A 20,655-nucleotide genomic window follows, 5' to 3' on the forward strand; every position below is an offset into this window, starting at 1 on the left:
GAGCCGCTGTTTGATCGACCCGACGTATAGGGCAAGTACATGGCGAACAAACTCGCGCTCGGCCTGGTCATTGGCGGGGCGGTCAGCTCTACCGTGGGTTCCGCGTTCAAGGATGTCACCAGTCGTATCAAGCGCCTGGAGGCCGAGGGCAAAAAAGCCCGGGTGCTGGAAAAGACCATTGGCGACACCATGCGGTTGCGCGATGAATGGCGCAAGGCACACATGGCGGGCGAGAAGGGCGCCGGCGCGCTGCTGAAACAGCTGGAAAGCAATCTCAGCAGCCTGAAGAAGCAAGGCGTTGAAGTCCGCAATCTGGCCAAGGCCTACAACACCATGGGGCAGATGGCTGCCAAGGCTGAGCTGAAAGCCAAGGGTCACCAGCAAATCGATGAGGGCAAGCAGCGCCTGAGAAGCAGTGTCGGCCAAGCGGTCGCCGGTACGGCGGCGCTGGCGCTCCCGGCGAAGATCAGCGCGGACTATGGCGCGATTATTCGTGACATTGCGATCAAGGCGAACATTGCCAACAAGCCCGAAGAAGCGAAGCTGTCCCAGACGGTGATCGACACGTCTCGCGACACGGGCATGGCGCGCAATCAGGTGGCCGAGGTGGTCAACGCGCTGGTGGGGGCCGGCATGGAGCTGGACAAGGCCCTGCAATATGCCCCGACGGCGGCCAAGTTCGCCGTGGGCCAGGGCTCGGATGGCGGCGAAACCGCGCGCATGATCAACGCTCTGGGGCAGAACGCCAAGATTTCCGACCCGGCGGTGATGCAGAAGGCGCTGGAAGCGATCGCCTACCAAGGGCAGGCGGGCAGCTTCGAGGCGGCCGACATGGCGCGCTGGTTCCCTGAGCTGCTGGCCGGCATGGGCAAGCTGGGCATCACCGGGATGGATTCGGTCACGCAACTGGGCGCGATGCTTCAGGTGCAAATGAAGACCGCCAGCGGTTCGGATGAGGCGGCGAACAACCTCAAGAACTGGATGGAAAAGATCGGCTCGGGTGACACGGTCGAGGCCTACAAAAAGGCCGGGATCGACTATCAGGGCTCGATGAACACCGGCCTGCAGAATGGCAAGTCCACGCTGGAATCCAGCTTTGAACTGGCGCAAAAATACATCGCGGCGACCGATCCGAAGAAGGCCGCCGCCATGGCGCAAGCTACGGCAAAGATCAGCCAGGAGACCGATCCGGAAAAAGCCAAGGCCATGATTGCCTCCCTGGAGCAAGCCTTGCGTACTGGCGATCTGTTCGCCGACATGCAGGTCAAGGGCGCCTTGACCGCGTTCATGCAGAACAAGGATCTGTATGCGAAGTTGAAAAGCGAGTCGGCCAGCGCCACGGGGATTCTGGATAAGAACCTTGAGGAGCGCCGGCAGTCGTCCGCGCAGAAACAGGCGGAAATGGTCCAGGGTATCGACGACGCCATGCGTGGCATCGGCGATGCCTTTCGGCCGGTGACTGACGCGGTGGTCGACGGCGTGACCTCCGTCACGCAAGGCCTCGCCAAACTGTCCGATGAGTCGCCCCGGCTGGTGACGGGCATCGGTGCGGCCGTCGCGGCCGTGATCGGCCTTCAGACCGCCATGAGCAGCTTCAAGATTGCCAAGGGCCTGATGAACCTCGGGCGCGGCTCGCTGATGGGCAATCCCAACATCCCGCAAAAGGTGATCGTCACCAACATGCCGGCTGGTGGTGCCGGCGGGCTGGATGGCGGCGACCTCGATGCCGGTGGCGAAGGCAAAAAGGGCAAGAAAGGCCGGGCGGGCGGCAAGGGCGGCGGCGTGCGTGGCGGGGGTGGTGTCGGTGCGGTGGTCAAAGGGGCGGCGGTACTCGCCGTCGCTGAAGCCGGTTACAAGGCCTATGACACCTATCAGAACGCCGAGACGCGGGACGAGAAAGCCGAGGGCTACGGCGCGGCGGCGGGTGGGTTGGCGGGCACGCTGACCGGTGCCGCCGCTGGTGCGGCGATCGGTACGGCGGTGTTGCCGGTGATTGGCACCTTTGTCGGCGGTTTGATTGGGGGGTATCTCGGCAGCCAGGGCGGTGACGCGTTGGGTGGTGCGATCGGCAAGTCGATGTTTGGCACGCCCGATGAGCTGAAGCGGATGCCGGCCGCCGGACCGCTGATGATGAGCAATGCCGGCAAGGACATCCCGCCGGTGATGGACGACGTTGCCAAGTCGTTCGCCGCGCCAGTGGCGGGGGCGCTGGTGATGGCCCGTGGCGGTGCGCCGGTGATGCCGGCCGCCGCCGTGCCCGCCCGTGCTGCCACCGCTGCCGAAACGCAGCCTGGTGACGCCGCGCGCTCGATGATGTTGCCGCCGGCCAGCGCCGATGTCGGGGCAGGGCCGCTGGCCAAGGTCCTGGCGCCGGCCGTGAAGCCGGAGCCCGCCAAGATCGAATCCAAGGTGGACATTCAGGCGCCGTTTTCGCTGGTGGTCAACGGTGACGTGAAGGACGCGGCGCAGCTGTACGGTCAGCTCAAGCCGTTGCTCGATCAGCACTATCGCGATATGGCCAAGCAAATGGGGAGCGCTCAGCTCTTTGACGCGCCGCACGTTTAATCAGGAGGGCTCATGGAAGCATTGGGGCAATTACAGTCGGGGCTGAAGTACCTGGCCTCGGCCGGGGAAACCGGCCGGCGCAGCCTGGACGGCATGCTGGGGCCGGTGAACGGCGCGATCGGGGAAATCACCGGCGCGACGTCCGAGCTGGAGGGGCTGCCCTTTGTCGGCCCCGCGATCGGCGCCAAGCTTCAGCGCGTCATGCGCGGGGTGAATGCGGCCCAGGCCAAGGTCGGGCAGGTGGTGGCCACGTACAACACCGCCACCCGTGCGCTGTCGCAGATTGACGAACGCATGGCAGTGCTGAAAGAGCAGGCGGGCAAGGCGGCGACGGCGATCAACAAGATCGCCGGCAAGGCCAGTCCGGCGCTGGCCAACATCGTGCCCACCAGGGCCTTTGCCACGGATTCGACGCCGGCACCGGAGGCGGTGAAGCCGTTCCCGCACTTGCTGATCATCCAGCCCAAAGACCCCAAGGCGCCGCCGTATTTCTTCAACCTCGACACGGCGGCCTTTGACGAGCTGCGACGCTCGACTGAATTCCGCTGGGCCTCGCAGGAGCGTCTGTCGCGCCGGCCGGCGCAGCAAGCCGTGGGCATGGGCGACGAGAAGATCACGCTCAAGGGCGCGATCTTTCCAGGGTTCAAGGGCGGCCTGAAGCAGCTCGACACGTTGCGCGCGATCGGCGCCAGGCTTGAACCGTTGAGTCTGGTGACGGGTTATGGCGACGTGCTGGGGAACTGGTGCCTCAAGAGCATTGAAGAAGAACAGAGCGCGCTGATGCAGGGTGGCATCCCGCGCAAACAAGGGTTCACGCTGGAGTTTGTGCGCTATGGCGACGACATGCAGAACGTCTGACGGGGATCTGTTGGACACCATCTGTCACAACTACTACGGCCATCTGGTCGGCAGTGTCGAGGCGGTGCTGGATGCCAATCAGGGGTTGGCTGACGAGCCTCAACCCTATCGCGCCGGGGTAGTCATCACCCTGCCGGATCTGCTGGCTCCCGCTACGGAGCAGGTAACGCTATGGAATTGACGGTCTACACTCGTGTCGTTCATTTCTTCAAGCTCCTTACTTTCTTGCCCGCCTTGTGCGGGTATTTTTTTGGAAAAAATTCATGACGCCCATCTTTCGTATCGTGGCGGATGGTGCCGATATCACGAGCCTGATCAACGATCGGCTGTTGCAGCTCAGCACCACGGACAAGCCCGGCATGGAGTCGGACGAGTTCGAACTGCGCATCGATGACCGCGACGGGCTGGTGACGCTGCCCCGTAAGGGCATCGGCATCGAGATCTACCTGGGCTATGCCGAGACGACCCTGACGCGCCTGGGGCGTTATGTGGTGGACGAGGTTACGGTTTCCGGTCCGCCGGATGTGATCGTGATCAAGGGTAAGGCCAGCGACATGCGCGGCAGCGGCAAGACCATCCGCAGCGGTAGCTGGGAGAACGTGCCGCTGTCCAAGATCGTCAGCGATGTCGCCACGCGTAATGGCTGGCAGCCGGTGTGCCCGGTCACGACGAAGGTCGCCCGGGCGGACCAGCTCAGCGAATCCGACTTCAATTTCATCACGCGCCTGGCCAAGCAATACGACTGTACCGCCAAGGTCGGCGATGGGAAGCTGTTGGTGATGCCCCGTCAAGGTGGGCAGACGGCTAGCGGCAAGGCGTTCGGGGCGGTCACGCTGACCCGTAGTGACGTCAGTCGCTGGCAGTTTCGCTTCGGCGATCGCAGTGCGCACAAGGCGGTGGCCACCAAGTACCAGGACAAGAAGACCGGAAAGCTCGCGGTCGTCTCCCTGGACAATGACGACGTGCCGGACGGCCTGCCGGCGGTGCATACCGATCGGCACATTCACCCGAACAAGACCGCCGCGGAATCGGCGGCCAAGGCGCGCTTGGCGGCGTTCAACCGCTCGAGCGCGGATGTTCGCTTTGAAATGCCCGGGCGCACGGACCTGTTTGCCGAGCGGTCGATCAACGCCCAAGGTTTTAAAGTCGGGCTCGATGGCGAATACCTGATTGATTCGGTGGAGCAGGTCTACACCCAAGCCGGTTGGTCGACCACCGTCGAATGCAACGGCGGCAAGAACGGCAAGGCCAAAGCCAAGGGCAGGAAAAAGAAGAAGGAGGCGAAGCCGGTCAAAGTCGTGTCCCTGAAGTAACGCGAAAACGAATCCATAGCCGCCGAGTGCGGTTTTTTTATGCCTGGAGTTTGTATGTCCTTAACCGAGAAGCAGCTGCAACTCATCATGCCGAACGCCCGCCGCCAAGCGGGCGTCTTTGTATCTGCCCTGAACACCGCCATGGCCCACCGGCAAATCAACACGCCGAAGCGGCAGGCCGCATTCCTGGCTCAGGTCGGGCACGAGTCTGGCCAACTGCAGTACGTCCGCGAACTGGGCGGCGACCAGTACCTGAGCAAGTACGACACCGGCAGTCTGGCTGCGAAGCTGGGCAACAGTCCAGAAGCGGACGGTGATGGCCAGCGCTATCGCGGTCGCGGACTGATCCAGGTGACCGGCCGCAACAACTACCTGCGCTGCAGCCTGGCCTTGTTCGGTGACGAACGATTGCTGCGCACCCCGGAGCTGCTCGAGCTGCCGCAATGGGCTGCCGAGTCGGCCGCGTGGTTCTGGTGGGTGCGTGAGCTGAACGCCCTGGCGGATCGGGATGAGTTTGAGGCGATCACCCGCAAGATTAACGGCGGCCTTAATGGCCTGGCGGATCGGCTGCAATTGTGGGAGCGGGCGAGGGCGGTGCTATGCGTCTCGTCGACTTGATCCCTGCACCGTATCGGCTGCAGGCCATCGGTGTGCTGTTGGTCGCCGTGGCCGGAGGTTCTGCCGCCTTGGCCTGGCAGGTGCAGGACTGGCGCTACGGTAGCCAACTGGCAGGCCAGGCCAAGCTGCACACCGACACCCTCAATCAACTGACCCTGGCTGCGGCCGCGCAGCAACAAGCCGAGCAGGCCAAACGTCTGGTCTTGGAGCAGCGGCTTTCAGCCAGTGAGCAAACCCATTACCGAGCCCTGAGCGATGTCCAACGTGATCAAGGTCGCTTGCGTGACCGTCTTGCCACTGCTGATCTGCGCCTGTCAGTCCTACTCAACGCCACCGATGGCGCCAGTAGCGGCACAGTGTCAGCCGCCACCCCAACCGGCGGCGTGGTTCATGGCGCCACAAGAGCCCAACTTGACCCAGCGCATGCTCAACGAATTATCGGCGTCACCGATGCCGGCGACCAGGGATTGATCGCACTGGCGGCCTGTCAGGCTTACGCCAAAGAAGTCTCGGCGCCGAGATGAGGGGCAGATAGCTTATACCCGCAGAAACAAGCTATCTGCTTAATGCAATGTATTAAGTCAGGAGAGGCCCGTGACTATACCGCCGGGGCGATTTTTCTGCCTGTGAGGGTGATACGAACACTGGGAGTATTTACAACGGATCCAGTTAACGAGATTGAGCCGCTTTCGTAGTTGATCTCACCAGTGGCATCAAGGACGTAGTTATCAATCCCGGCCACATTGGTATTTCCGGGGCGCCACATAGACACCTGAAACTGCCCTGAAAATTGCCCTGATGTGGGTGGGACTTTACCTTGATACAAATAGTTAGCATCTCCTCCATTAACCGAGCCGTCTTTGATCACAACGAGGCCTCCCCCATGATCGGGGCGGTTTGATCTGAAGTTGACTTCAAATATTCCGTTCGACATTTTCTAGCTCCTAAGTGGTGGCCCCTTGATGCTAGGTGACGTTTAGGAATTAGCAAGGAGGGACTCAGTCCTCCATGTGCCGAGGAGGGCTGTTGCTTTGTTGGAGCCGCCCCGCTAAGTCTACGGCCGGTTGAGGAAGCGGCGGAGCCTGATCCTCAATCGGCGCTGGATCATGTAGGAGTGATCGAGGAGCGAAGCTAGTGTTAGACAGCATGAGCTATTTGCGTGTTTGAAAAGCTGACACTAGTCTGCCATCAAAGGCTCACTGAGCAAGGAGAACATGATGCGAATAGCTTGCGCCCTAATTGCAGTCGTATTACTAACTGGCTGCCAAACTATAAAGATTGCAGCGACAAAGAAAATCCAGCCTGTAAGCGGCGATAAGGGTGTCATTGAGTACTTGTCTAGTCCTTACGAAATTAGTAAGACAAAAGTTCCTTCGTCATATCTTGCAGCGGCCGAGAAGCTTTGTACTTATCGTGACGCTCCAGATCGACCTACTAAGCCGGCAGGGGCTTTTGGTGTGGAAATATGGGCTCCAGTAATTGCCAAACTTGCGTTCGACGCGGGGGCGGATTGGCTGGCGGATTACGTAGCTAGAATTAAGAAAAAATCTTCCAGCAACTACAGCGCTAGGCTAAAAATCAATGCTGATAATTTTCTTCCGGGGCGTTGTCTGATGATTGGGCGTTTTGCTGATGAGCCTAGCTTTAAGAAAGAGCTTGATTCACTGGTGATTGTCAAAATTCATAAAGAAAAAGATGATGACGAAGTCATCTATTTACGGCCAGTGTTTGCATGGGCAAAAAATAGTATTGCGTTGACAAAGTGTACAAAAAACTGCGCAGCTACCAACTCGGAAAAAAATGGAAGCATTGGCATTAGTGTAGCTATTGTAGTTTTCGGGGTAGTGCCTGATGCGACTTCAGTGCCTCAAACTCGTCAGTTTGCAACGGGCGTGGTTTCATTTCCTGAGGTGGAGCTAGGGGGCGATGGTACACTCATCGGAAATAATCCTCTAGTCAAGGAATCCCCGCCTGACTCTGAACTTATGCCGGCCCATTATTCAGGAAAAAATCTGCAAATCTCAGTAAGTGTTACTGAGGCCGGAAACATCGCCGGTGACTTCGACAAGGCCGCTGCTGAAACTGCTGCGATCAAAGGAGCCCTTGGACCGGCAGTTGAGGCTCAGGTCTCCAAAAGATACGAGGATACAGATTGAATTGGCGCCGTAGTGGAGTCTTGAATAAGCGAATCTCAATCATTACTCGCATAGCAAGTGGGTGCGCTCGATGGTGCTACTTGTAAAATCGAACTTATGTTTCTTTAGTCAAGATGATGAGTCGTACCAGGTTTTCTATATCTCGTTGCGGAGTGATTTTAGTTTGTTTTCGCCCAGGCACATCTTTGCTGTTTATTGGTCAGTTTGGATGTAGAGCTGAAGACAGTACGACTCTAATTCGCCACTAGGCAGAACTTTTTTTGTTTATTCCAATTCGGAATAGAGGGTTAGGCTTTCGCTGCTGGTGATTTCCTGTTGTCAGCAGCAACTGTGTCGATCGTCTATAACATCTACAAGTCGGCAAATTTGCCGTGCTAAGGAGGGTGATATGAGGGACGTATCGATACTGAATGGTGTTTGGATCTATCGTAGTTTTCTCAATTCTGCGGACATGGTAGGGGACTTTCGCAAACTCGCTGTTTGGGAGGCTGAATTATCGTTTGGGCTCGCAGATGATGGTCGTCTGTACGGTTTTCTTGGCGAGCGCCCTGAGGAGGCAATAGGCAATGAGCCGTACCTCACCATCGATGGACGAGTCCAGGAAGGCGACCCCAGTCGGGTAAGTTGGCGGGCCAAGGGCAAGCCCGGCTCCACATTTGAGGGATGGATATACGACTATGTCGGGTATCTGTCACCTGAGTGGGCAGATGCTACTCGTCCACGTGCGGTAATTTCAGGCACGGTTACCCGTACCGTGGCGCATGGTAATAATGCTCCAGCTGGGGCCGTTTTTTCCTTCTACGCCGTCAAGAAGGACTTCCGGGAGCCTCGCTTGAGTCACCCGCTCGCCAAACCAGTTATTGACCTGATGGCATCGGCGGAGCATCGGTATCATCACGCTCTATGGCATGCATCTAGAGACGAATGGGCTTTCTTAAGCGCGAAGAAGCGCGCGGCGCTCCAGGCATTGGGCTGGCAACCCGGCCCGCTGGGTGCAGAACGGGCGAGTCTTGGCGTCGGTCGAGTCACCAATGGTTCGGGAGAGGACTTTCTCTATATGCATCGAAGGATGGTCCATCATGTACGGGGGCTTGACCCGTCGGTACGGTCTTGGCCATCGGTACCTTCGCCGAAATTTCCCGTTTCATTCGCAGCGGGGACTAAAGCCTCCACCTCCGGCAACGTGGACGGTAACGCGTTCGCAGATCCATGGATAGTGCCTGGAGATCCTGATCAGACGAATTGGCTTGTGGAGGTTCGCAAGACATCGACGCTTTACAGCAAATTCGCCGCGTGGGAAGCGCTCTACACCGATCCCCGCTATCTAGCGTCGATCTCTCTCGCCGAACTCGGCTCGCGCATCGAGTTCACCATCCATAACTGGATGCATATGCGTTGGGCTTCTTTGCCGCGCGACCCTAACCCAGATCCTGACAGGCACGGCTTACCCATACCCGAGGGGCGCCAGGCATTGGACTTCGATCCCAAGTGGCTATCGCCTGAATACGACTTTCTAGGCGAGACATTCTCCTCTCATGTGAACCCTATCTTCTGGCGGCTCCATGGCTGGGTCGACGACCGTATTGAGGATTGGTCCAGAGCTCAGGAGGTAGCGCGTCCTGGGGCCATCACACGGAAAACACTAGGTGGTGTGCAGTGGTTCGAAGCCGATAAGCAATGGGTGCTGGTTGAAGAGCCGTGGGAAGGGCTCAAGGACGTGCACGGCGCTGGTCATGGCGGGCATGGGGCGAGTGGTCATGGTGATCTACTGCTGGATATTCCGACCATGCAGCAGGCATTGACCGTTATTTTTGATGCCGAGCCAGGGGCGAATGCGCTGGCGGTAAATTCTAAGGTCAAGGCCAACTGGTTCAAGCGACTGGAGGATTAAGCAAAAGACGACTGTAATGTAGGGACCTTAAGTGACAAAGTTACGGGCTCATGTGCAGGGGACACATCCTCAGCAACATAAACTTGTAGTTGCGCCACTATCTCAGTAAGGGTCATAACCAGCTTGTAAGGGGACCGTGTGGGGCTGCTTCTGGCCGAACGCGGCGGGTGACTGGCCTATGCCATGAGACAAAAATGGGGCAAGCAGTATGCCAATCTACGCCGGTGCCAAATAGCTGCCCTGCGATTCTGAATGAAAAAGCCTGGGACCCTTTCGCTCTATGGGTTCCGGGTTTTTATCGTTAATACCCAAGCATGATGGGCGTATGGTCAGCTGGTGAAGATATCCCCGGCTACTTTCGACCCTACGCGGTCTCAGGCTAACGCCGATCCCTCTTGGTACAGGCGCTGATCCGACATGCAATATCGTCTCGTACATGAGCGAGTTCAGGTGGATGTTCTCCTGCGCGACCTGCTCCATGCAGCGTTTACGACATTAATTTTCGTAAAGTGCCTAGTCTTCGAGACTCTGGTGGGTTGTTGATGTATGAATGGAAGTGTGCTGGATCAGATTGTTATGTATATGCGGAGTCAGTATTCATCTGGAACCGGGGTAGGGTTTTTCAGATGCACACTGCTCCAGCATATTTTGCACGGAAATTTTATTTTAAATCATGATATGGTTTGACTTTAACGATTGGGGTGTTGTTTATTTTTTGTCGCTCTCCACTCCAGACTTGTTTGTAAAGGGTTTTTAAGTCACTTTTGTCGTAATCAGTCAAGAAGCTATCATTGCCATAGTTCATGATGCTGAACTTGTTATGCTCTCCATAAACTTCAGAAGGCCAAGCGGTCTCTAGGTCGGCCGCAAAAAAGTGCCGCAAACCAAAAATATGGCCGATTTCGTGAATCAAGGTCTCGACCTGCTCTGTTCGGTTTTGCTCAAACATCTTGGGATAAAGCGTAAGTTGATCTCTGCCGCTGGAAGGGAAGAATGCACTGGCTAACACGTATCCGGTTTCATCGTCGCCATCGTCTGAGCGATTCATAAATATCTCAAAGTCGAATGTGTCTGTGTTCTCACCAAAAAAAATCGGTGCCGAGTCTCCCCAAGCTAAAACCGCCTCACCAAATAGCGTCAAAATTGCGGCTTTGGCCTTATCTGGACTCTGAAAATATCTCATTGAATTTTCATTGAAGCGATAATGAAGCGTATTGTTGATGTCCCATAAAGGGATAAAACCATCTGATGCATCAACTACAATATCTACTGGGCTGCGATTATCTGGAGTCTTGTAACCACGCCTCTCAGTACAGCATATTTTTGATTGGTGCTTTCCATAACGATGGAGATCTGTTCGAACCGGTGTAAAAGGGTTGATCTCCTCACTTGGCGTAAGCCAGTCGTCAGGAATATCACTAGAATTAGAAAGCTTACGTGGTACGGGGGATGAAATTTTCACAGTTACTCTCTCCTTGTAGGAACAGTGACTACTGGAACTATATTCGCATGGGATTTATTAGTGAGCAGGTGACTTGTTAGGATGCCTGCTGGAGCAAATCACCAGTACTAAATGACTTACATGCTTTATGAGTCTTTATTGGTCACGTACACGGAGTTTTGCTAGAACCCTACCTTAGCTCGTGACCTCAAACTGACCCTCCTTGAGGATAGATGAGGGCGAGAAAGTTAAGTGGGATACAGACAAACGGTAGTGGGGTGGCCAGGCTGGCCCTCCGATAGTTACTAAACCGTCGGCTGAATTCGCCTCGCCTATAGCCGCCGACAGACCTTTGGTTCGTGATCCCGTTAATCGATGTCCAGTCGCCTCAGTCGAGCCAGGCCTTGCTTGATATGGCCGGCATTTTCACCCATGGTCCACAGTGCTCCACGGATGTTTCCGCCCACTTCCTGCGCCCCTTGCTCCTCAACCAGGAGGGTCAACTCCATAATGGCCGCCTGCAGAGCCTGCTGGTTTTCGTACAGCCTTTCCAGTACATCCGACAGTGAATATTCACCTGACATGGTTTCGACTCCTTTCGAGAAAAAGTACAAGCATAGTACGGGCAGTGCCCCTGTCAGGCAGCTATTGCGGCCTGCTTAGAAATTGCTACAAATCAAAGAAATTGCTGCGGATTAGCCCGTCTGGCTGGGCGTTGGAGGACTGCTAGACCCAATCCATCATCGGGGCGACGGAGAAGCGGCGGGAGAGCGGGGCGGGTGTGGCGGTGATTGGGGGCATTGGCGGTTCTGAGATGGGTGAGGCTGGGAGGTGGGGAGTTTATCAGGATTGGGGTTGCGGGGCTTAGGTGAGGCTTACTGTGATTGTTCAGGAAATCTGAGCAACGGCATGGGAGGAAATTGACTGGATCGCTATGAGTAAATAAGTCTGTCCTCATTTTTCCGAAAAGTATCAAGTCCAGACCATTGCGTTATAGGGCTGTTCACATTGGTTATATCGGCGCTACAACATTCGGCTACCGTCATCATTAATACCGTGTGTTGAAGCTATGTTTGCCTCTGCTGCGATACACCCACAGTCCCCAAACACGAGGAAACCATGATGCGCTCCCACAAAGCTGTCGCTGTTTCGCTGGCCTTGCTTAGCGCAGCCTTCCTGGCATCTGCCGCCCAGGCCGAGGGAGCGGGTTTGATTACCGCCACCCCATCCGAACTCAAGTGGACAGCTGCGCCGTCGGTGGGGCCCGGCGCGATGATTGCAGTGATTGAAGGTGACCTGAAAGCCGCCGAGCCCTTCACCCTGCGCTTGAAGCTGCCGGCAAATACGAAAATCGGCGTGCATACCCATCCCGTGACCGAGCGCGTAACCGTTATCTCGGGCACCTTCTACTTCGCCACCGGAGACAAATTCGATTCGGCACGGGCCAAAGCCTATAACCCGGGGGACACCCTGATCATTCCCGTCGGCATGTCGATGTACGGCGCCAGTCGAGAACAGGAAACTGTGCTCCAACTCCACGGCACGGGGCCTTGGGGGATCACCTACCTCAACCCGGCGGACGACCCTAGGAACAGCAAGATGTAGCGAGCGACAACCATGTGGAACGACTCAATAGCAGAAAAGGGGACTGATTTATTTTTCCGAGTTTGCTTGGCTGCGGCGAGGAGCAAAAAGCCGGCCAATCACCAGTTTTTTTCTGCGCAGTTCAAAGGTCGTCCAAATCAGGGAAGTCGAGCTTTCCAACAATCCAGGGCCCTACGATATCGCTACGCACCGTCCGAAGGAACGAACCCCATTCCTTGCGATTGTGAGCATCCGGCCCCGTAACCGCAAGCAACAGGTATTCATCCCTGAAGTCGTCGTAGGCATAGATGAGCCAGAAGTCATTGTCAGGATCATCGACCAGTGCGGTTCGATAATACTGACGACTGATTTTTGCCCAGCGGCTCTGTGTCTCTTCTGTACTTGCGAGATGAATATGATGCATGTCGCTCAGGTCGAGCTTTTCGTCTCTACCGAAAATGGCAGGCAGATCGCCGAACAATTTATAGTTGTAGAACTGTGCGGCAATTGTTTTCCAGTGTTTTACTTTTTGAAAGACTGCAGCAATTTTGACTGCCGGCATCCAGGCCTACTTTGTAATGGGGAGCTTGCCAGTGATCACAAACGTATCGAATACTTTCTGCCCATCACGCGCTGCTTCCCGAACATCCAGGAACGTCAGTTCTCTATGGACCTTTCTGCGTGGCTTGTCGGTTTTTTTAGTGGTGGCCATCGGAGCCTCGGAAGGATGTGTATTCATGCTGACCAGCTTATGTGATTGATGGTATCCGGGCAAACCGCAAAAGGCGGTACACGGAGCGTGTTTTTGCTGCCAGCTTCCATGAATCCGAAGGGGCGTCCGAGAAGGGCGCCCCTTTGTGACGTCAGGACGGTTCAGCATCCATACGTCTGGCAACGACATCCAGCACATCACAGCCATCGCGCAAGGGTATGCAGCAAAGCATTGCGAAGTCGCTGAGGATCACCGAGTCCGTGGTGATGTCGCCGCGCATTGCGAGGTTTTCCAGGATCTGCGTTACCGCGCCAATTCGGTAGCGTGCGGTGCTAAGCAGTGAGTGCAGCGGTTGGGTGGTGTTTACATACAGCGAGGGAAGGTCGTCGGCGTTGCTGGTTAAAGCCATAAAGTCTTTCATGTGAAGCTCCATTAATTGAGAAGAACTACTACTCAATCGTCGCCAAACGAATGGGTGGTAGCCGTACGCGGGTTGGCGAACCGGGCAATGGAGAAACCGGCAGACCCTAAGGTCTCCCGCGCACAGCCACCATAAAACAGGCAGCTAAATGCGTTCCGAAACGCTCCGGAAATGCTCGAAGGTTTCAGTTCAATTGCCATCGAGTCGCCAAACCCGACACGCCATTTTGGCGTTGGGTGGACTATAGGCCTCGTGACAAAAGCACAGCAATGGACAAGTGTACGGACAATTCCCAGAGTCGTGTAGGACGTTGCTCTTTTAACAGTTTGTCCGGAGAACGCCCTTTTTTGCCTCAAGCAATCACTACCTGAACCAACGCTGTCACCCAGCAAAGTTTCATAATTCCCGGCGGGCATGCGGCATAGGATGACTCCCTAAGGTCACCGCGCTTCCAACCCACAGGGAACTGAAAAATGATCTCGAACCTCTTTAAAGTCGCTCTGATCTCCGGTGCGTTGCTATTGAGCGCCTGTTCGGGTGCAGGCACCCATAGCGAATATTCGGAAGCCACCCTGCCGTCTGCCGGTTTTGGTCCGGGGCCTACCAACAACCCCAATAAGATGAATTTCCATGGCAGTGCGCTCGGCAACAGCTTCGGCGAGTACAGTTCGGGGTTGTTGCACGACGATTAACGGCGGAAGTGTTTCCGCCGTTTTGCGTTTTGCCTGATGTGCCGTGAGCTTTGGGGTGGCGACTGCTGCGCAGTCGGACGCAGGCTTCGCCAGCTGCTACAGGGGTTGTGTTCGTGGCGGTTATTTGGGGGCGGGTGTCGCTATCCATTGGCCCAGAACTTTTTGGTAGTTGCCTGTGACTTTGGCCAGGTGCAACCACTGATCGACGTACAACTTCCAAGTCATGTCATCACGCGGTAGCAAGTAAGCCTTTTCGCCGTATTGCATGAATTGCTTCGGGTTCACCGCGCACAGACCGGGTTTGAGTTTCTGCTGATACAGCGCTTCCGAAGCATCGGTGATCATCACGTCAGCCTTCTTGTCCAGCAGCTCCTGGAAGATGGTCACGTTGTCATGAAGCCGCAATTGCGCCTTGGGTAGAAAGGCGTGAACAAAGGCTTCGTTGGTTCCGCCGGCCGGTTCGACCAAACGAACCGAAGGCTGGTTGATTTGCTCGACGGTCTGGTACAACGCCTGCTCTTCGCAGCGCACCAGCGGGATTTTGCCGTCGACGTCCAGCGTGGTGCTGAAGAAGGCCTTTTTCTGGCGCTCCAGCGTGACCGAGATGCCGCCGACGCCGATGTCGCATTTGCCCGCGAGCATGTCGGGCATCAGGGTTTTCCAGGTGGTCTGCACCCATTCGACCTTGACGCCCAGGCTGTCGGCCAGCGAGCGGGCCATGGCGATGTCGATGCCCGAGTATTCGCCGTCCTCGGCTTTGACGGTGTAGGGTTTGTAGTCGCCTGTTGTGCACACGCGCAGTTGGCCCTGTTGGATGACGCTGTCCAGATGCGATTGCTCTGCCTGAGCGCCAAACGATAGAGCGAGCAGGCCACCGAGCATCATTGTGCTTTTCAGGTTGTTCATTGTTATCCGGCTTCCATGATGGAGTGGGGGCTGAGAGTACTTACTTTCTGCTGCACCGCTCAACTTCATCCTCGCCGGGGCGGACTCAGTGACAACAGCAACTTGAACCACCGCAGCCAGACTTTTTCTTTACGCCTTCATGTTTGTCTTCTGCCCGCACGCTTGCCGGATACCCTGCCTCCTTCAGTGTCGATAACAGTACATCGCTCTCGGCATCCCCAGTCACCTTGACCCGACCGGACGCCAGATCGACAGTCACTTCACCCACCCCTGCGAGCGGTTGCAACGCGGCGTTGATGTGTTTGACGCAACTCCCGCAGCTCATGCCTTCGACTTGCAGTTCAGTACTGTTCATTACGTAAACCTCTTTTACTGTGAGTGGCAGGTGGTGTGATGACGTGGATCGATCATTGACCCTGCCACGATGGCAAGGTCAAGCGCTTCTTTAAGGGCGTTAGTTGTTCATCGGCATCTTCATCATGCTCGACTGCTGATCCATCATTTTCATCATCATGCCCATCATCTGGTCTGAGTGGTCCTTGCCGCCGGACATGCCTTTACCCATTCCCATGCCTTGGCAATGGTTGTGCATCATGCTCATGCTGTCCTTCATCGTGGCCATGCCTTCTTGCATGGCGGCCTGGCGTTCGGCCGGGGTTTTGGCGGCGATCATTTTTTCGTGGGCCGCCTGCATTTTTTCCATCTGTTCGCTCATGGCCTTGTCTTGCGCGGTGGCGGTGGCGGTGGCGGTGGCAGCGGTGGCAGCGGTGGTCGGTGCGGTTGGCGGTGTGTCGGGGTGATGCTCCTCGACGGCCAGAGCAACCAATGGGCTACTGATGAGCAGTGCGGCGACGAGTGTTTTGAAGTGTGTATGCATGGCAATCTCCAGTGAGTCAGGGACGTACAGGAAGTATTGAGCCGCGCTAAAGAGGCGAAGCCAAAGGGGGCGGCCGGAATTCCGGGCGCTTGGAGGACGGTTTTAATCGTTGAAGCGAACGAAGCGCAGGCGTGCTGGCGGACCTGGGTGGCGCCGGGCGGTGTAAGGTGAGAAACGCGAACGGAGTCTGGGAGCGGGCACTCAGAATCAGTGCGGGCAGCAGAAACAAGACAGCCCAAAGGGTGTGTTCGAAGGTGGGCAGGGTCAGGGTGGGGCTCAGCGCTGTGGAGCTGTGTTCGCAGTATTGCAGGCAGCCGCTGGCATGCAGCTCATGACTGTCGACATGGTCAGCGCTGCGGATGATTTCATGGGCGACGGTCAGGTCATGAGGCAGCAGGCTCAGGCATCCCTGGCTCGCCGCTACTGCAAAGGCCAGCAGCCACAGTGCGAGCACTTGGCGGATCAGTAGCGGTAGGTGAGTGCGGAACCTGAGCATAGTGTGTACCCGATCCGAGGGGTTACCTTGAGCTTAGTCCCGAGCAAGAGGCCGTCATTGATCCATATCAACTGGTGCCCCTTTACGTTACTCCGCGCTCATTTCCATTTCCGGACTCAACGTCCCCAACCAAGCCACCAATCCCAAAATCAACACCGCCGCCGCCAATTCAACCACCACGCTGCGCCGCAACGTATTCGCTGCCACCCGATACTGACCCTCACGCAACGACCGCTCCAAAAACGGCCCCAGGTGAAACCGGTTAAACGCGGCGAGCACCAGCATCCCGGCAAACAGCGCGATTTTGATGGACAGCAAAATCCCGTAGGTACTGAGCAAGACATCGTCGAGCGTTGGGCCCACGATGAACAGGTAATTCACGACTCCCGTGACCGTGATGACGACCACGATCACTGCGCCCACCCATTCAAATCGGCGGACAGCCCGAGCCAGCAATCTGATGCGTTCCTCTGTTTGCAGATCGTTGATCTTTGCCATCAAGGCAAGCGCGACCAGCGCACCGAACCAGGCCCCCGAAGCCAGCAGATGCAAGATGTCAGTGATGAGATGCCAATAACGACGGCTGCCTTCATCCATCGCCCCATGACCGTTCCAGGCCAGGCTGGCCAAGGCGATGGCGCCGGCAAAAGACGCGATCAGCAGGCTGAGCCCGGGCGCACGTTGATTGAGCATCACCGCCAAACTGGCGATAACCAGCGCGATGATGCGCACGACCCAGGCCAACCCGACATCCGTCTCAAACACCATCATCTCGATATGCGGACGCAACTCGGCAAAGTCCGTCTCACCGCTCATGGCACTCGCCATCATCATCATGCTGGCGGCAGAAAGCAGCACGCCCAGCAACGCCGCCCCCGTCAACATCGACCGAAACGGCAACACCGCGGCCGATATTCGTTCCCGTTCTTTCAGGCTGTACAGCCCAAACAGCGCCACCCCAAACAGCAACATCAAATCCACATACAACCCAAAGCGCAGTGCAATGCTGACCGAGTCGCTCATCAATCACTTCACTTTGAACGTAACGTTGCCGGTGATCGGGTGGGTGTCCGACGACACGGCGCGCCATTCGACTTTGTAGGTGCCGACAGGCAGTGGCGAAAGCGGTGTGATGACCATGGTTTTCGGGTCGCTGCCGCCGGAGACTTTGGCTTTCATGGGCATGGGGGAGTGCGCCATGCCAGGCATTTCCGTCATGACCAATTTTGCGCCGGAGAACTGGGTCATGAGGTTTTCCGAGAAGTGCAGTTCGATCTTGCTCGGTGCCGCGCCATTCGCACCTTCCGCCGGAGTGGAGGAGAGCAGTTTCGGGTGTGCTTGAGCGAGCGCGCTCATGAGCAGTCCAATGGCTACAGCGGTAGTTTTAATCATGCGCATGCAAGGCCTCTTACCGCTTTAAGCGGTTGTTTTTTTGGTTGTTGAGTTAATGCGTTTAGAACCACAGCCGAATGCCAAGAACAAGGCGTGCTTCGCTGCGATCCTCACCTTCATCGTTGGCGTAATCGGCGGTTTTGCCGTAGGTGCGGTTCCAGGTCACGCCGATGTAAGGCGCGATTTCCCGGCGGATTTCATAGCGCAGGCGCAGGCTGGCTTCGGTGTTGGATAACCCGGAACCGACACCCCGTTGCGGATCGTTTTTGCCGTAGACGTTGAGCTCGGCGGTCGGCTGCAGAATCAGTCGGTTGGTGAGCAGGATGTCGTAGTCGCCCTCAAGTCGTGCAGCGGTTTGGCCGCCTTCGCCGATGAAGGCGGTGGCTTCGGTTTCGAAGTTGTACAGCGCCATGCCTTGCACGCCAAACGCGGCCCAGGTTTGCGGGTCGCCAGGTTTGAAATCCTGGCGAATGCCGGTCACCACGTCCCACCACGGGGAGATTACGTGCCCCCACAGGGCTTGGATTTCGGCGTCTTCGGTTTTGCCGTTGGTGCGTTCGCCTTCGGAGCGCAGCCACAGGCGATCGATGTCGCCGCCGATCCAGCCGGAGAGATCCCAGGCCAGGGTGCTGCCGTCGTCAGCGTCCTGCCATTCAAGTTTGTCGGCGAGCAAGTAATGGTTGAGCGCGGTGTCATGCACCTTGTGGCCGGACGGACTGGCATACACGGCGGCGCGGTCGGCATCGGTCAGCGCCGGGATCGGCGTGCGGCTTTCGGTCGGCGCGGCGGGCTGCATCTGGCCGTCGTCCATGCTTTGCATTTGGCTATGGTCCATGCCCGGCATCTGGCTGTGATCCATGTTCTGCATGTCGTCGGTGGCGGCCATCGCCGAAGAGAGTGTCAGGCTCGCGGTCACGAGTGCCAAAGAGAGGGGAGTGAGTCTGGTCATGGGTAGCGCCTCATTCTTCCACGCGAACTTCACGGAACATGCCCATTTCCATGTGGTACAGGAGATGGCAGTGATAGGCCCAACGGCCGAGGGCATCGGCGGTGACCCGATAGCTGCGTCGGGAACCGGGCGGCATGTCGATGGTGTGTTTGCGCACCATGAACTCACCGTTCTCGTCTTCGAGGTCGCTCCACATGCCGTGCAGATGGATCGGGTGGGTCATCATCGTGTCGTTGACCAGCACCACCCGAACCCGCTCGCCATATTTGAGGCGCACGGGTTCGGCGTCGGAGAACTTCACACCGTTGAACGACCAGGCAAATTTTTCCATGTGGCCGGTGAGGTGCAGTTCGATGGTACGGCTCGGGTCGCGGCCGTCCGGGTCTTCGAAGGTGCTGCGCAGGTCGGAATAGGTCAGGACGCGGCGGCCGTTGTTGCGCAGGCCCAGGCCGGGATCGTCGAGTTTGGGGGTGGTGGTCATGGCTTGCATGTCCACCAGCGGGTTGTCTTTTTCCGTCTCGGGATGGGACTGCATGCCGGGCATGGCCATGGCGCTGTGATCCATGCCCGCCATGCTGCCGTGATCCATCCCTCCCATGCCCATGTCATCCATGGTCACCAGCGGTCGAGGGTCCAGCGGCGGTACCGGCGCGGATAAACCAGCCTTCGCTGCAAGCGTGCCGCGTGCGAAGCCAGTCCGATCCATCGACTGGGCGAACAAGGTGTAAGCCGCTTCGGTCGGTTCGACAATCACATCGTAGGTCTCCGCCACCGCAATGCGAAACTCATCGACGCTCACCGGTTTGACGTGCAGCCCATCCGCAGCGACCACTGTCATTTTCAGCCCGGGAATGCGCACGTCGAAGTACGTCATGGCGGAGCCATTGATGAAGCGCAGGCGCAGCTTCTCGCCCGGCCGGAACACGCCCGTCCAGTTCGAGTTCGGCGCCTGGCCGTTCATCAAGTAGGTGTAAGTCGCGCCGCTGACGTCGGCCAGGTCTGTGGGATTCATCTTCATTTCGGCCCACATCTTTCGGTCGGCGACCGTGGAACCCCAACCTTTCTCGCTGACGTCGTGGATGAAATCACCCACGGTGGGCTTGTTGTAGTTGTAGTAGTCCGACTGTTTTTTCAGCGTCTTCATCAGGTCGACGGCGTCTTCGTCGGTCCAGTCGGTAAGCATCACCACATAGTCGCGGTCGTACTGGAAAGGCTCCGGTTCCTTCGCATCGATCACCAACGGCCCGTAAACGCCGGACTGTTCCTGTAAGCCTGAATGGCTGTGGTACCAGTAAGTGCCGTTCTGCCGGACCTTGAACTGGTAAACGTACATTCCATCCGGCTCGATGCCGTGAAAGCTCAGCCCCGGCACGCCGTCCATGTTGGCCGGCAACAAGATGCCGTGCCAGTGAATGGAGGTGTCAACGTTGAGTTTATTCTTCACCCGCAGCGTCACCGTGTCGCCTTCGCGCCAACGCAGCAGGGGCCCGGGAATACCGCCGTTGATGGTCATCGCGGTGCGCGGGTTGCCGGTGATGTTGACCGGGGTTTCGCCGATGAGCAGGTCGAAATCGGTGCCCGCCAGCACCTGAGGCTCGCCGGGACTGGTGACCGCCCAGACAGGCGTGCGCCATAACCCGAGGCCGCCGAGGAGCCCGCCCGCGGCCAGGCCCTTCACGAAGGTGCGTCTTGATGTGTTGGAATGCATGCCGTGTTCCCGGTCCGCCAGCGTGGAGAGAGCTTGATGACGAGGCTAACGGGCGGTGCCTTTCAGCAGGCTGAGG

The 20,655-nt window shown here is 57.3% G+C and carries 23 protein-coding genes; 10 read left to right on the forward strand and 13 right to left on the reverse strand.

From position 1 onward, the window contains the following. The first annotated feature begins 39 nt into the window (after window positions 1–39). The 6 genes from ACIQU2_RS03825 to ACIQU2_RS03850 all read left to right on the forward strand — a co-directional run bounded on the left by ACIQU2_RS03825 (window position 40) and on the right by ACIQU2_RS03850 (window position 5,878). The gene (locus tag ACIQU2_RS03825; protein ID WP_403138714.1) at window positions 40–2,565 is read left to right on the forward strand and encodes a phage tail tape measure protein; all 2,526 of its coding nucleotides are present in this window, start codon (window positions 40–42) and stop codon (window positions 2,563–2,565) included. Between the two features lie 12 nt (window positions 2,566–2,577). Next, on the forward strand, window positions 2,578–3,423 hold the full coding sequence (locus ACIQU2_RS03830) for a phage tail protein (RefSeq protein ID WP_403138716.1): 846 nt from the start codon (window positions 2,578–2,580) through the stop codon (window positions 3,421–3,423). Continuing rightward, window positions 3,398–3,604: a tail protein X gene (locus tag ACIQU2_RS03835; protein WP_403138717.1), complete on the forward strand. Its 207-nt coding sequence runs from the start codon at window positions 3,398–3,400 to the stop codon at window positions 3,602–3,604. The genes ACIQU2_RS03830 and ACIQU2_RS03835 overlap by 26 nt, the downstream gene beginning before the upstream one ends. An 82-nt stretch (window positions 3,605–3,686) precedes the next feature. Then, entirely contained in the window at window positions 3,687–4,736 is a 1,050-nt protein-coding gene (locus ACIQU2_RS03840; protein ID WP_403138719.1) for a phage late control D family protein, read from the forward strand. A gap of 54 nt (window positions 4,737–4,790) precedes the next feature. Further along, on the forward strand, window positions 4,791–5,354 hold the full coding sequence (locus ACIQU2_RS03845; protein ID WP_403138721.1) for a glycoside hydrolase family 19 protein: 564 nt from the start codon (window positions 4,791–4,793) through the stop codon (window positions 5,352–5,354). Then, complete coding sequence (locus tag ACIQU2_RS03850; protein ID WP_403138724.1) at window positions 5,336–5,878, forward strand: lysis protein; 543 nt, start codon at window positions 5,336–5,338, stop codon at window positions 5,876–5,878. The genes ACIQU2_RS03845 and ACIQU2_RS03850 overlap by 19 nt, the downstream gene beginning before the upstream one ends. 74 nt (window positions 5,879–5,952) lie before the next feature. Here ACIQU2_RS03850 and ACIQU2_RS03855 read toward each other — a convergent pair whose 3' ends face one another. After that, window positions 5,953–6,288 (reverse strand): GrlR family regulatory protein, encoded by a 336-nt coding sequence (locus tag ACIQU2_RS03855; protein ID WP_403138725.1) that lies wholly within the window; start codon window positions 6,286–6,288, stop codon window positions 5,953–5,955. A 280-nt stretch (window positions 6,289–6,568) separates the two neighbouring features. Between ACIQU2_RS03855 and ACIQU2_RS03860 the strand changes: the two genes are divergently transcribed. Both ACIQU2_RS03860 and ACIQU2_RS03865 read left to right on the forward strand, forming a co-directional pair. Further along, a complete protein-coding gene (locus ACIQU2_RS03860) occupies window positions 6,569–7,510 on the forward strand; it encodes a hypothetical protein (RefSeq protein ID WP_403138727.1) in 942 nt (313 codons plus the stop codon). Between the two features lie 388 nt (window positions 7,511–7,898). After that, a complete protein-coding gene (locus ACIQU2_RS03865) occupies window positions 7,899–9,401 on the forward strand; it encodes a PvdJ/PvdD/PvdP-like protein (RefSeq protein WP_403138731.1) in 1,503 nt (500 codons plus the stop codon). 661 nt (window positions 9,402–10,062) lie between these two features. On the opposite strand, the gene ACIQU2_RS03870 is transcribed toward ACIQU2_RS03865, so the two are convergent. Together ACIQU2_RS03870 and ACIQU2_RS03875 are read right to left on the reverse strand one after the other, a co-directional pair. Further along, window positions 10,063–10,863: a matrixin family metalloprotease gene (locus ACIQU2_RS03870; RefSeq protein ID WP_403138733.1), complete on the reverse strand. Its 801-nt coding sequence runs from the start codon at window positions 10,861–10,863 to the stop codon at window positions 10,063–10,065. A gap of 347 nt (window positions 10,864–11,210) precedes the next feature. Next, the gene (locus ACIQU2_RS03875; RefSeq protein ID WP_403138735.1) at window positions 11,211–11,426 is read right to left on the reverse strand and encodes a hypothetical protein; all 216 of its coding nucleotides are present in this window, start codon (window positions 11,424–11,426) and stop codon (window positions 11,211–11,213) included. Window positions 11,427–11,964: 538 nt separating this feature from the next. Here ACIQU2_RS03875 and ACIQU2_RS03880 point away from each other — a divergent pair. After that, entirely contained in the window at window positions 11,965–12,447 is a 483-nt protein-coding gene (locus ACIQU2_RS03880) for a cupin domain-containing protein (RefSeq protein ID WP_347806506.1), read from the forward strand. Between the two features lie 121 nt (window positions 12,448–12,568). Here ACIQU2_RS03880 and ACIQU2_RS03885 read toward each other — a convergent pair whose 3' ends face one another. Beyond that, entirely contained in the window at window positions 12,569–12,988 is a 420-nt protein-coding gene (locus ACIQU2_RS03885; RefSeq protein ID WP_347806505.1) for a type II toxin-antitoxin system YafO family toxin, read from the reverse strand. A gap of 301 nt (window positions 12,989–13,289) precedes the next feature. Continuing rightward, complete coding sequence (locus ACIQU2_RS03890; protein WP_347806504.1) at window positions 13,290–13,559, reverse strand: short-chain dehydrogenase; 270 nt, start codon at window positions 13,557–13,559, stop codon at window positions 13,290–13,292. 473 nt (window positions 13,560–14,032) lie between these two features. Here ACIQU2_RS03890 and ACIQU2_RS03895 point away from each other — a divergent pair, with 473 nt between their 5' ends. Further along, entirely contained in the window at window positions 14,033–14,251 is a 219-nt protein-coding gene (locus ACIQU2_RS03895) for a hypothetical protein (protein WP_347806503.1), read from the forward strand. Between the two features lie 120 nt (window positions 14,252–14,371). Here ACIQU2_RS03895 and ACIQU2_RS03900 read toward each other — a convergent pair whose 3' ends face one another. From ACIQU2_RS03900 to ACIQU2_RS03935, 8 genes are all read right to left on the reverse strand, one after another. Next, complete coding sequence (locus ACIQU2_RS03900; RefSeq protein ID WP_347806546.1) at window positions 14,372–15,157, reverse strand: transporter substrate-binding domain-containing protein; 786 nt, start codon at window positions 15,155–15,157, stop codon at window positions 14,372–14,374. Window positions 15,158–15,242: 85 nt separating this feature from the next. Next, window positions 15,243–15,512 (reverse strand): heavy-metal-associated domain-containing protein, encoded by a 270-nt coding sequence (locus ACIQU2_RS03905; RefSeq protein ID WP_403138739.1) that lies wholly within the window; start codon window positions 15,510–15,512, stop codon window positions 15,243–15,245. Between the two features lie 99 nt (window positions 15,513–15,611). Then, a complete protein-coding gene (locus tag ACIQU2_RS03910) occupies window positions 15,612–16,034 on the reverse strand; it encodes a hypothetical protein (protein WP_403138741.1) in 423 nt (140 codons plus the stop codon). A 46-nt stretch (window positions 16,035–16,080) separates the two neighbouring features. Then, on the reverse strand, window positions 16,081–16,530 hold the full coding sequence (locus ACIQU2_RS03915) for a hypothetical protein (RefSeq protein WP_403138743.1): 450 nt from the start codon (window positions 16,528–16,530) through the stop codon (window positions 16,081–16,083). Between the two features lie 87 nt (window positions 16,531–16,617). Further along, window positions 16,618–17,553, reverse strand: coding sequence for a copper homeostasis membrane protein CopD (copD, locus tag ACIQU2_RS03920; protein WP_347806518.1), 936 nt, complete (start codon window positions 17,551–17,553; stop codon window positions 16,618–16,620). Between the two features lie 3 nt (window positions 17,554–17,556). Continuing rightward, complete coding sequence (copC, locus tag ACIQU2_RS03925) at window positions 17,557–17,928, reverse strand: copper homeostasis periplasmic binding protein CopC (RefSeq protein ID WP_347806519.1); 372 nt, start codon at window positions 17,926–17,928, stop codon at window positions 17,557–17,559. Window positions 17,929–17,983: 55 nt separating this feature from the next. Then, window positions 17,984–18,871 carry a copper resistance protein B gene (locus tag ACIQU2_RS03930; protein WP_403138747.1) on the reverse strand — a complete coding sequence of 296 codons (888 nt, stop codon included), beginning with the start codon at window positions 18,869–18,871 and terminating at the stop codon, window positions 17,984–17,986. Window positions 18,872–18,881: 10 nt separating this feature from the next. Continuing rightward, window positions 18,882–20,579 (reverse strand): copper resistance system multicopper oxidase, encoded by a 1,698-nt coding sequence (locus ACIQU2_RS03935; RefSeq protein WP_403138749.1) that lies wholly within the window; start codon window positions 20,577–20,579, stop codon window positions 18,882–18,884. Between the last annotated feature and the right edge of the window lie 76 nt (window positions 20,580–20,655).

The organism is Pseudomonas sp. NPDC098740 (genome assembly GCF_044760065.1).
Lineage (GTDB): Bacteria > Pseudomonadota > Gammaproteobacteria > Pseudomonadales > Pseudomonadaceae > Aquipseudomonas > Aquipseudomonas rossensis.